Genomic DNA, 12,077 nt, shown 5'->3' with positions numbered 1-12,077 from the left:
TATCAGAATTCGAGTTGTAGCTGCAAATAGGTGCGTTGATCGAATTCATTGTACCGGTAAAATTCGGAGTACTTGTCACCCAGCAGGTTCTGAAATATCAGTGCCCCCGAAAGGCGCTGCCCAGCTGGCAGGTTCCATTCCTTTGCCAGACGCACATCGGTGCGATTGTAACTGTCCCGGTAGCCGCCTTCATCCCAATCAACCATATCCATATAGTATTGCGCCAGGCTGAAGTTCCAGCGTGGTGCAAAATTGTAGTTCAACAGCATCGAGGCTGTATGCAGCGGAGTTTGTGGTTTGTTCTTTCGCTCCAGACCGCCTTTGGGAATACCTTTGTCGACAGTAAAGTCAGTGGTATTGATATAGCTGTAATTCAGCAGTAACCAGAGTGGCTCCAGTGGCTGCAGGCGTAGCTGAAACTCGGCGCCGCTGTTGCGCCATGAGGCGTTGTTGGCACTTAAGCGCTCGCGGCCGTCGAGATCATCATTGGTTATCCAGAAACTGCTGATGGCGTTATCGACATCCTCGACAAAGATTCGCACATCGAAATGCCCTGGTACAGACTGGAAAGCCCGGTAATAGCCAAATTCAGCCGTTTTGATACGCTCAGGCCCAATGTCCGAGTTGGGAACCACGACGATATCCATCACATCGCCGGCTGGGTCATAGATTATCGACTGGGCATTCTTGTCCAGTAGTGAAGGCATGCGAAAGGCCTGGCTGTAGGCGGTGCGGATAACGGACTGCTCATCGGGTCTGTAGTTGAGGGCGACCCGGGGAGAAAGCTCTGCGCTGTCTGCGCTGGTGCTGCTGCTCTCGAGCATGGCACCGAAATTCAGGGTCATGGCATCGGCGGGTACCAGTTCCAGATTGCCGAACAGGCGCCAGCGTTCTTCATTGATGCGCCCACGCTCCTGCAATAGCACACCGCTCTGGGCAATCTCCTGCCGGTAGCCCAAACCCCAAACCAAGGTGGCCTGATCTGGGACCCATGGCTGCGTATGCTGTAGTTCGATATCGTAGAGTTCGGTTTTGCCGTGTTCGCCATCCAGTCGAAAATCCGGATTTTGTGCCAGTAGTGCTGTGGCAAAGCCGGCCGGCAGGCCCTCATACTCCACCAGGTCGGCAACGCTTGGAGACGGGATCGAGAGGTTCAGGTAGTTGTGATAGGCGGAGACCTGGGTTTCGCCGGCGCTGTCAGTTACATGATTCCAGCGCAGGAACTGGTAGCTGGCCCGGTGATCCCGTTTGGAGATAGGGCTGGGTTCGTCAATGTTGCCCAGGTCACCGCGATCAGCGTATCCGTCGCTGAAACCGGCCTGTAGCAGTACGGTGTCGGCCAGCGTCGGCGCCAGGGTCCCGCTCAGGTTTAGGTACTGGTTGCGCGCGCCATCCCCAAAGCGGTCGCTGCCATCATTCTGGTCATGGCCCAGACTAACCCGCACTTGCGTATTGCCCACCGGTGCGCTGAAACGGCCTTCCACCCGACGGGTATTCTGGGAGCCTCCCAGCAGCTTGAGTGACCCCCCTGTTTCGGTGTAGGGCGAGCGGGTGACTATATTGATGGCGCCCAGAAAGGCGTTGGAACCATAGGCGGGCGCATTGGAGCCACGGACCACTTCAATGCGTTCTATATCATCGAGGCTAAGGCCCAGGGAATTCCAGTCGACGGTGGACAGTAGTGGCAGATAAACGGAACGTCCATCCACCATGACTTCGAGGCGGCGGGGGAAATCATCGCTCACGCCGTGATAGGTGGTACCGAATTTGTTGGCGTTGACATGAAACGCCTGAAAGCCGGGCACCAGGCGCAACAGATCAGTAACGTTGAGTGCGCCTGAGGCGAGAATCATGTCCCGGTCGATCAGGCTTATGGAGGCTGGAGCTTCGGTCAGTTTCTGGGTGATACGGGTCGCCGAAACGACTTCAGGAATCACCGCATAGAAGTCGGACTCGCTGAACATTGCCTGATCCTGATCATCCGAATGCGCCTGGGCTGTAGCGCAGAACGGAGTCAGGATCAGCAGTATCAAGGCCAGGGTGCCTTGCTGCAGACATGATGGGGTATGTTTCATGGCAACTGTTCACAATTATCAGTAGATAGAGTTTCAGCGTCGCGGGTCAGATTCGTGTGCCGACATGGATTAATACTGCAACCAGCAGCAGGGCCTCCAGAATGAAGCCATTGGTTGCCAGTATCCAGTCGAGCATGGTTCTGTCCGAGTACAGGCGACTTGAAAATGAGTGTGTAAAGTACCACAGACGCCCTTTTTTGCCCATAAATGCTGCACTGCAAAAAGATATGCGCCGGTCATGCCGGTTCCGGAGTGGGGCTATCCTGTACCAGCAGCTGCAGGGCCGCTTTGAGGGCGTTGAAACAATCGGCATCGATGGCGGTGCCAACCTCTGCCTCCATAATCTCCAGGGCTGCGGGGATCGGTATGGGGCCACGGTAGGGGCGATCGGCTGTAATGGCGTCAAAGATATCCGCGGTGGTGATGATACGGGTTTCCAGGCTGATATCGGGCGCAGTTAGTCCGCGGGGATAGCCTTTGCCGTCGAGGCGTTCGTGGTGGGCGCCGGCAATTTTTGCCAGGTGCGAGAAGGCACTTATGCGGATCAGGATATCTTCGGTGAAGGCGGCGTGCTGGCGCACCAGCGCCCACTCTCGATCATCCAGCGTGCCGGGTTTGTCGAGAATGCTGTTGCTGACGCCGAGTTTGCCAATATCGTGCAGCAGGGCACCGCGCTTAAGCCAGCGCCGGTCATTGTTACTCAGCTCCAGCTGCTCGCAGATCATGTCGGTATAGAGTGCCACTCGTTCGCTGTGGCCGGCGGTATAGGGGCTTTTTGAATCGACCACCTGACCAAAGGCGGCGGCGATTTCGTCCAGGTAGTTTTCGTCCAGTAGCACCTCGTGCTGCGCCGGCTCCAGCGCCATGACGGCCTCTTCAATATCGTGGCTGGACAGCACCGCCCAGAATGCCTTGCTGGTTGCCACGCGCTCAAACACCTTTACCAGTTGCGGGTCAAACCAGCTGCCGCTGCGAAGCTGAACTTCCTGCAGCGCCAGCTCAGGGGTCGAGCTGACCTGGAAGACATCGATCACCTGGGCCAGCAGGGCAATGCGTGCATAGAGGGGAATCGCGTCACCGGCCAGGCCCTGGGGCTTGCCGTTGCCATTCCAGTGTTCATCAAGGCCACGTATGCCCGCCGCCACGCCGTCGCTGAAACGCAGCTTTTTGGCGATATCAGCGCCGCGCTCGCAGCGTGTCTGAATCAGCTCCTGGGCGATTTCGGAGCCATCGCGCATAATTGTCATCAATGCGCGAAAGCGCTCGGCGAGGCCACCGCTAAGTCCGGTGTGACGCATGACAAAACGCAGCACCTGGGGCAGGCTGCCATCGACGGTCTTGAAGTCATGCTTGAAGTTGAGATCGTCCGTGGCATAAAGCTGGCAAATTCGGGCAGCATTGCTGCTGCATCCCAGATCCTTCAGCAACAGGGTGTAGTACAGCTCCCATTGCTGAGCATCTGGCATGCCAAGTTCACGGGCTATATGCATGCCGATCCAGCAGCTGCGCACACAGTGCCCCTTGGGCTGACCTTCGGTCATGTCCAGGGCATGACTAAGAGCGCCGATGAGTTCTGACATTTTTAACCCGGTGAGCATGTGTCGCCCTCTGTGCCTTGCTGAACGTATGGAGCTGCAGCTTGTATAGCTTCTAGACCTTTTACGTGACTTTTGGCGCTTTGGGTTAGCATTCTAGCGTTTTTATGCCGTTAGCCGGGCTTTGGCAGCAAAAAACAGGCCGGGGTGGTATTTAAATACTGATTCTATTGATTTGGGTCTGGATCGACTGGGTATGACGTTCGATCCCGGTCATCTTGGATGCTGGTAACTCAGTGGCCCTGGCCACTGAGTTACGGCTCTGGGTCAGATTGCAGTACATTCCGGCACTGGCGTAAGTACGCTGCCGTCCTGCAGAAACTGTATCAGGTTGTCCACCGTCAGCGCGGCCATGGCGGCGCGGGTCTCATGGGTAGCACTGCCGACGTGGGGTAACAGTACGACATTGGGCATCGCAAACAGCGCTTCAGGCACCCTGGGCTCGTCCTCAAACACATCCAGACCGGCATATCCCAGGCGTTTTTCCTGCAGCGCGCTCACAAGCTCAGCTTCATCTACAACAGTACCGCGGGATACGTTGATCAGCATGCCGTCTGGGCCCAGGGCGTTCAGCACTTCGCGGTTTATCAGCTTGCTGGTGGAGGGACCACCCGGGGTGATGCAGACCAGCACATCGGCTGCCTGGGCCATGTCGGTCAGATTGTCGTAATAGGTGTAGGGCACATCCTTGGGGCTGCGGCTGTGGTAAATGATACTAGAGTTCAGAACCTGCAGGCGCTCGGCAATTTCCTGGCCAATACGACCCATGCCCAAAATACCGACGGTGCGGTTGTCGGGGCTGTGTGACAGTGGTGCGGCGCCGTCCCTAAGCCAGCGACCGGAACGCACATAGGCATCATTGCCCAGCAGGTTACGATAAGCCGCCAGTATCAGCATTAACGCCGTATTGGCCACCTCGGCATTCAGCACGTTGGGCGTGTGACTCACTAAAATGCCACGGGCCACACAGGTGGCGGTATCGATGCCGTCATAACCCACGCCGTGGCAGGATATGACCTTGAGGTTGGGGCAGGCGTCCATGATGAGCGGTTTCACGCCGCTGTGACCGTTGGTAGCGACGGCGCTTATCCGGGCGCCGTACTCGGTTAGAAACCCGCTCAAATCGTCGATTTCGGACAGTTTGTGCAGCTGAAAATGTTCGGCCAGGCGCTGTTGCATACGCTCTGTCGCAGCACCAATGAGTAGCAGATGTTGCATGGCTTCAGGGTCCTTTCCATGGGGCTATTGGTGTTATGTTGTATCGAATATCCGGCTGCGTTCATCGTCGGAGGTCAGGCCTCGGTGTCTGCTGTAGCGGATATAAAACCCCCAGATCATAGCGCGTACGGATGTGACGATATATTGTTATTAGTTGTAATTTTACGCGACTTCGAGTCTTTCCTGTTGTAATGCCTGGACAGTTTATGGGCGTTATACTTGATAAAACCCGGCTGAACACTGATTTTCGGTTGCGATAGGCTACTGCGAATAACGCTGTTTTTTTCTGATTCAGGTCCTTCTTTTTTGTACTTTAAGCTACTTTAATATGATGATTTCAAAGGCCTTGTGCTTTCCATAGCAGTTTTGCTGAAGCTGTTGTGAATGTTGTTTAAGTAACATAAATATTACAAATATTTACACATAGTGCTTGACCGGTTGCGTATATTCACGTCTTCTATGGGGGTTGCCGCCGTGCAGTGACCGGCTAAGGCGACCCAAAAAACGCGGTGCATACAACAATAAGAGGAACATCATGTCTATTATCAATCACGCAAAAAACCTGCTCCAGGCTGCCGTCGTTTCGGCTGTTGTACTGGCACCCGCGGTTCATGCCGAAGCGATCACGCTGCGCGGTGCGAGCATGTTCGATAACGAGCATGCCTTCACCAAAACAATGGTGCGTTTTGGCGAGCTGGTGGACCAGTACTATGATGGCGAGCTGGTGATGGATTTGCGCCTTAATGGCGAACTGGGGGTTGAGTCCGACTACGTGACCTTCCTGAATCAGGGGGTGGCCATCGATTACTCCATTATGGCGCCGTCCAATATGGCAACTTTCGCACCGGCTATTCCCCTGATGGACATGCCGTTCCTGTTCCGGGATCTGGAGCACTGGAACTCGGTGCTCTCCAGCGATGTGCTGGCGCCGCTGGAAGGCGAGCTCAAGGAGAAGGCCGATCTTGTGGTGGTGGGCTACTCCGGCGGTGGCACCCGTAACCTGATTTCCAGCAAGGCCATCGGCAATATTGATGAGCTTGCCGGTCACAAGATGCGAGTGATGGGCGCGCCTATTCAGGCGCAGATCTTTGCGGCTATCAGTGCGGCACCCTCGGCGATTGCCTATAACGAGGTTTACAACGCCATTCAGACCGGTGTTGTCTCAGGACTCGAAAACGAAGCGGCCAGCCTGCAGAACCTCAAGTTTTACGAGGTGGCACCCCACGTCACGCTCACGCGTCACTCCATCACCGTGCGGCCGATCGTTTTCAGTGGCAAATCCATGCGCAAGCTTCCCGCCGAACTGCAGGCCGCGATTATGCGTGCAGGCAAGGAAGCTGGTGCCTTCGGTCGCGAACTGGAAGCGCGTGAAGACAGTGCCAAGCTGAAAGAAATGGCCGATGCCGGTCAGATTCAGCTGCAGGAGTTTGCCAACCGCGAGCATCTGCTTGAACTCGTGACTCCTGTACAGGATGAGTACGCAGCCGAGCTGGGTGCTACGGATCTTCTGGCCGCTATCCGCGCCAAGTAATCCCCATCGGGCTCCGCGGCCTGCGGCCGCAGGAGCCTGATCTCATCCGGGCCTATTTTACGGCCAACTGTCGTTCAGGATCTCACCATGATGGGACAAGTGCTGGATAACCTTTGTCGGGTGTTGCGGGTATTGATGGGGGCCCTGGTGGGCGCTCTGGCGATTCCCGTGGGCATGCAGGTCATATCCCGTTACACCGACATACTCCCGGTCTACCTCTGGACCGAAGAGCTTTCGACTTTCATTTTTGTCTGGGTTGTCATGATTGGGTCCGCCATCGCGGTCTGGGATGGCAGCCACTTTGACGTCCGGGTGCTGCCCGATGCGATCCGTCCAGGCTGGCGTTTGCTGCAAAAAAGCATAGTGCTGGGCTTCGTGCTGATCTTTGCGGTGCTCTTTGCCTGGTACGGCATCGACTATGCCAAGTTTGGCTTCATTCAGCATTCTGTGATGATGCGCGCCAATCTGATGATCATTTACATCTCAGTGCCGATCGCCGGTACGCTCTGGACACTGTTCGCGGGCTATCGCTTATACGAGGCGGTTGTTGAATACCGTCAATCTTCCGAGGTTACGCCATGATTGTCTCGACCGCGCTAGCCTGTGCGCTCCTGGTGGGCGGCTTTATCCTGCTGGTTGCTATCCGCGTGCCCGTAGCCTTTGCGCTGGGTATCGCCACTATTCCCGTCGTGATGCTCGATATGCGCCTGACGCCCTTCATCATCATGGATCGGATGTTCCAGTCCTATAACTCCTTTATCCTGCTGGCGGTGCCGTTCTTTCTGCTGGCGGCAAATTTGATGAACTCAGGCAAGATCACCGATCGGCTGATTGAACTGGCGCGCGTACTGACCGGCTGGATGCCGGGCGGGCTGGGACATGTAAATGTGGCGGTGTCGATGCTATTTGCCGGTATCTCGGGGTCGTCGACCGCGGATGCCGCCGGTTGTGGCAAAATTTTGATTCCGGCCATGGTGAAAGAAGGCTACGACAAGCGTTTTGCCATTGCGATTACCGCCTGCTCATCCGTGATGGGAGTGATCATTCCGCCCAGCATCCTGATGGTTGTTTGGGGCGGCGTGATGTCGGTATCGGTGGGGGCGCTCTTTCTTGCCGGTGCTATTCCGGGCTTTATGATAGCCGCAGCGCTGATGGCCACCGTCTATGGATACGCCAAGGTGTATGGCTATCCGACGGCTGGGCGTCCGACCTTTACTGAGTTTCTGACTGCTTTCAAGGGGGCGGCCCTGGCTATGCTGACACCGATACTGGTGATCGGCGGCATCGTTGGCGGTATTGTAACGCCGACCGAAAGCGCGATAATCGCCGCGGCCTATGCGCTGATTCTGGGCATGTTTGTCTATCGCACGGTCAGTGTGCGGGACCTGGGCGGGATTCTTTACGATACCGGGCGCTTTGCATCCATTTCGCTGTTTGCCATAGGGACGGCCTCGGCTTTCGGCTGGATGCTGGCGTTCTACAACGTGCCCCGACTGATTGTTTCCACCATGACCAGCATGGAATTCGGTACCTTTGGCACCTCGCTGGTAATAGGCGCGCTCTTCCTGTTTTTCGGGCTCTTTATTGATGCCATTCCAACCATCATCATCCTGGGTACAGTGCTGCTGCCGGTGGCGCTGGATGCGGGTATTCACCCCGTCGTCTTTGCCATTATCGGCATAGTGTCCCTGGCCTTTGGATTGGTGACGCCGCCCTACGGCCTCTGTCTGCTGATTTCTGCGTCCATTGGCGGCATGAACGTGGTGCAGGTACTGCGGGATGTGGTAATCATTCTGATTCCGATGCTACTGATTCTGCTGCTGATCATCGTCTTCCCGGAGCTCGCGCTCTGGTTGCCGAAAATGCTGCTGCCGGACACCTTTAAATAGGCCAGGGGCCTCAGTGACAGGCAAGCTGTAGTGTTGCGGTTTTTGCGCCCGGCGATTCATTTCCCGGGCGTTTTTTTGTATATGGACGTATTTATTGTTGCTTTACCTGCAATAACGACATTTTTCCCTCTCTGGCGGTTCTTTGGAAAATGCTCCCTGTATTAGGGAAATGGCAGTCAGGCTGCACTCGCTTTAATGCACAGGCGCGGGGTTGGATTCTGAGGGGCTTAAAGCGAAAGTCTGGGCTGGAAGAAATCAAGAAAGGCGCTGATGCGTGCTGACAGCGCCGTGTTGCGATAGTAGACGGCGTTGACCTGCTCGCGCGGGTGGGGTGACTGTATCTGATCCATTAGCAGCGGGATCAGTCGCCCTGCGGCGAGGTCGTCGGCGACCATGAAGTGGGACAGGCTGGCGATGCCCTGGGATGCCAGACACAGCTGGCGGATGACTTCGCCGCTGCTGGCCGAGACTGCGGCATTGATGCGCATGCCGGTGCCCACCGGCCACTGATTAAGGCTGGCGGGGGAGGTGAAGCCGATACAGTCATGCCCGGCAAGTTCCGCCGCTGACTGCGGCGCCGGGTGAGTTGCCAGGTAGGTGGGGCTGGCCACCAGGTGGAGTTTGGAGCGGCCAAGAAAGCGAGCGTGCAGGCTGGAATCCTGCATCTCGCCAATGCGGATGGCGACATCGGTGCGTTTTTCTAGCAGGTCGATAAAGCCCTCGCTGGTGGTGAGTTCCAGTTCGATCTGTGGATAAGATTCGCGGAATGCCCGAATGTGGGGCACCAGCTGATGCAGCATAAAGGGGCTGGCGGCATCGACGCGCAGGGGGCCGGCCGGTGCCTGGTGACGCAGGCGCAGCTGTTCCTCGGCGCCTTCAAGCTGAGCCAGGCCCTGGCGTACCTGGGCGACAAAAATTCGCCCGTCTTCGCTGAGTTCAACCCGCCGGGTGGTGCGATTGAGCAGGGTCGTGGCCAGCTGTTGTTCCAGCCGGGTCACTGCGCGGGAGGCCCGCGCCACCTGAATGCCCAGTAGCTCGGCGGCGGTGGAGAAACCGCCGCTATCGACCACGGCCAGCAGTATTTCCAGATCATCGGATCGGCTTATCATTGTTGTTTCTGCAAATATGTTTTGATGTTTATGGCGTTTATTGAAAAAATATTGCGCCGCACAATGCACGCCGTCAAGTATTCATTCTGGAGACGGCTCATGCCCCTTGCCTTGCTGGCGCTGACACTCAGCGCCTTTGCCATTGGTACCACCGAATTTGTGATCGTCGGATTGGTGCCCACTATCGCCCAGGACCTGGGTGTTTCGCTGCCCTCGGCCGGGCTGCTGATCAGCCTGTACGCCCTGGGCGTTGCCATAGGTGCACCGGTGCTTACGGCCCTGACCGGACGCTGGAACCGCAAAACAGTGCTGCTCAGCATCATGGCGCTCTTTGTGCTCGGTAACCTGCTGGCCTGGATGGCGCCCGGCTACAGCTCACTGATGAGTGCGCGCATTCTGACGGGCCTGGCCCATGGCGTATTTTTCTCCATTGGATCCACCATTGCCACCGGTCTTGTGAGCAAGGACAAGGAGGCGAGTGCCATCGCCATTATGTTTACCGGCCTGACCGTAGCGCTGGTAACTGGTGTGCCGCTGGGCACCTGGATCGGACAGCATTTTGGCTGGCGCGCGACCTTCCTGGTGGTGTCACTGCTGGGGGCTTTGGCGCTGATCGGCAGTGCAATACTGGTACCGGGTAATCTGAAACAGCCCGCGGCGGCGACAGTGTCACAACAGCTGGCGGTACTGAAAGAGCCACGCCTGCTACTGGTCTACGCCATGACGGCGGTGGGCTATGGCGGCACCTTTGTGGCCTTTACCTACCTTGCTCCCATTCTGCAGCAGGTATCGGGCTTTGAGCCCAGCGCCATCGGCCTGATCATGCTGGTTTATGGTGTCTCGGTGGCGGTGGGCAATATCTGGGGCGGCCGACTGGCTGACCGCCTGGGGCCTATTCCTGCGCTGAAAATTATTTTCGCGGCGCTGGCACTGGTACTGCTGGTCTTCACGTTCAGCGCGGCCAACCCGATTACAGCGGTACTGACAGTATTGATCTGGGGCGGCTTTGCTTTCGGCAATGTGCCGGGCCTGCAGGTGTATGTGGTACAGCTGGCGGAAAAATATGCGCCCCATGCGGTTGATGTGGCCGCGGGGTTGAATATCGCCGCCTTTAACGTCGGCATCGCCCTGGGCTCGCTCATCGGCGGGGTCATCATTGCCGATATGGCACTCACCGATACTGCCTGGATCGGAGCCCTGATTGTACTGCTGGCATTGCTGCTGACCCGCTGGTCGGGCGCGCTCGATGCGCGCGCCGCGGCGGCGGGTGTTTAAGCCTGGCCGGTAGTGCGCACTTGCGGTGCATCTTTACGGTTTGCTGCGCTTTATCTGTCCACAGGCGCGCCTTGATGCTCGGTAGCAGGAGCAATTTCCGGGCGCGCAGCAGGCACCTGAGTGGCTGTTTACGCGACCCTAAAGCGGATAACGGAGCTTAGGCACGACTATTGCTTTACCCAGTATGAGTTTTGACAGGTAGGGTTTTCAATCCTGTTAGGTGGATTGCCATTGGGCCGCCCCAGACTTCTACAAATTGTTTGTTACGGACAACGGCGTCCTCACTGAACTGCTTTTGCAGGTCGGTTGTGGGCGCTTTTTTGTGCCTGTTCACACGCAAGTGTCGGAGGCTGCAGGCGTAGGCCAAGGGATGGGTCGCCAATGCGCAGTGACATATTTTTCCTGGAAAGAGGCAATAGCTATGGCTTATCTGGTTCCGTCTGAGTTTGTGACAAAGATGGTCGATGCCGGTGAATCCAAGATTCACATGTCGACTCGCGATACGCTGATCAGGGCCTATATGGCCGGAGCCATACTGGCGCTGGCGGCGGTGTTTGCCATTACTATCGCCGTGGAAACCGGTGTCTTTTTGATTGGGGCCATTCTGTTTCCGGTGGGTTTTTGCATGCTGTACCTGATGGGCTTTGACCTGCTCACCGGGGTATTCGTGCTGACGCCGCTGGCATGGCTGGATCGGCGTCCGGGGGTGACCGTTAATGGCATTCTCAGGAACTGGGGTCTGGTGTTCATCGGCAACTTTGCCGGCGCCCTGACGGTGGCCGTGATGATGGCCTTCGTTTTCACCTACGGCTTCAATACGGACCCCGGTGCTGTGGGTGCGAAGATTGCCAGCGTGGGCGAAGCCCGTACCCTGGGTTATGCGGAATACGGAGCGGCGGGATGGATCACCATCTTCCTGCGCGGCATGCTGTGTAACTGGATGGTATCCATGGGAGTAGTTGGCGCCATGATTTCCACCACGGTGAGCGGCAAGGTCATCGCCATGTGGATGCCGATCATGCTGTTCTTCTTTATGGGCTTCGAGCATTCAGTTGTGAACATGTTCCTGTTCCCCTCTGGCATCATCATGGGCGGTGATTTCTCCATCATGGATTACCTCATCTGGAACGAAATCCCTACTGTGCTGGGTAACCTCGTCGGGGGTCTGGCGTTCACCGGGCTGACGCTCTATACCACTCACATTCGCACCGGCAAGAAACGTACGGTTCAGACTGTTTCTGTCTGATATATCAACCCGGTGAGTTAATACATGAAGCAGGGATGCTTCATCATTGGTCGCAGGCCAATGCGAACGCCATCTCTTCGCCCCCAAGAAGACCAGCAAGTCCATGCACTTGCGCCCATTCTTTTAGGCTAAAGAGTTC

General features: G+C 56.6%; 9 protein-coding genes. 5 read left to right on the top strand and 4 right to left on the bottom strand.

What is annotated here, in order from left to right; genetic code table 11:
• Positions 1-2: 2 nt before the first annotated feature.
• The 3 genes from MPRO_RS10445 to MPRO_RS10435 all read right to left on the bottom strand — a co-directional run bounded on the left by MPRO_RS10445 (position 3) and on the right by MPRO_RS10435 (position 4,888).
• Entirely contained in the window at positions 3-2,075 is a 2,073-nt protein-coding gene (locus tag MPRO_RS10445) for a TonB-dependent receptor plug domain-containing protein (RefSeq protein WP_067291533.1), read from the bottom strand.
• A gap of 236 nt (positions 2,076-2,311) precedes the next feature.
• Positions 2,312-3,655, bottom strand: coding sequence for an HD-GYP domain-containing protein (locus MPRO_RS10440; RefSeq protein ID WP_102136299.1), 1,344 nt, complete (start codon positions 3,653-3,655; stop codon positions 2,312-2,314).
• Between the two features lie 282 nt (positions 3,656-3,937).
• On the bottom strand, positions 3,938-4,888 hold the full coding sequence (locus MPRO_RS10435; protein ID WP_067291527.1) for a 2-hydroxyacid dehydrogenase: 951 nt from the start codon (positions 4,886-4,888) through the stop codon (positions 3,938-3,940).
• Positions 4,889-5,423: 535 nt separating this feature from the next.
• Between MPRO_RS10435 and MPRO_RS10430 the strand changes: the two genes are divergently transcribed.
• The 3 genes from MPRO_RS10430 (at position 5,424) to MPRO_RS10420 (ending at position 8,308) form a co-directional block, all read left to right on the top strand.
• Positions 5,424-6,419, top strand: coding sequence for a TRAP transporter substrate-binding protein (locus MPRO_RS10430; protein ID WP_067291524.1), 996 nt, complete (start codon positions 5,424-5,426; stop codon positions 6,417-6,419).
• A gap of 87 nt (positions 6,420-6,506) precedes the next feature.
• Positions 6,507-7,001: a TRAP transporter small permease gene (locus MPRO_RS10425; protein WP_067291521.1), complete on the top strand. Its 495-nt coding sequence runs from the start codon at positions 6,507-6,509 to the stop codon at positions 6,999-7,001.
• Positions 6,998-8,308: a TRAP transporter large permease gene (locus MPRO_RS10420; protein WP_067291517.1), complete on the top strand. Its 1,311-nt coding sequence runs from the start codon at positions 6,998-7,000 to the stop codon at positions 8,306-8,308. Before MPRO_RS10425 ends, MPRO_RS10420 begins: the two co-directional genes overlap by 4 nt.
• Before the next feature lie 227 nt (positions 8,309-8,535).
• On the opposite strand, the gene MPRO_RS10415 is transcribed toward MPRO_RS10420, so the two are convergent.
• Entirely contained in the window at positions 8,536-9,417 is an 882-nt protein-coding gene (locus MPRO_RS10415) for a LysR family transcriptional regulator (RefSeq protein WP_067291515.1), read from the bottom strand.
• 99 nt (positions 9,418-9,516) lie between these two features.
• Here MPRO_RS10415 and MPRO_RS10410 point away from each other — a divergent pair, with 99 nt between their 5' ends.
• Together MPRO_RS10410 and MPRO_RS10405 are read left to right on the top strand one after the other, a co-directional pair.
• Positions 9,517-10,692 carry an MFS transporter gene (locus MPRO_RS10410; RefSeq protein ID WP_067291511.1) on the top strand — a complete coding sequence of 392 codons (1,176 nt, stop codon included), beginning with the start codon at positions 9,517-9,519 and terminating at the stop codon, positions 10,690-10,692.
• Between the two features lie 421 nt (positions 10,693-11,113).
• Positions 11,114-11,938 (top strand): formate/nitrite transporter family protein, encoded by an 825-nt coding sequence (locus tag MPRO_RS10405; RefSeq protein ID WP_067291508.1) that lies wholly within the window; start codon positions 11,114-11,116, stop codon positions 11,936-11,938.
• Positions 11,939-12,077: the final 139 nt, after the last annotated feature.

Origin of the sequence: Marinobacterium profundum (assembly GCF_001528745.1) — a bacterium.
Taxonomy (GTDB): Bacteria; Pseudomonadota; Gammaproteobacteria; order Pseudomonadales; family Balneatricaceae; genus Marinobacterium_A; species Marinobacterium_A profundum.
The sequence above is the reverse complement of the archived record's forward strand: the minus strand, read 5'-3'. Positions and strand labels throughout refer to the sequence as shown.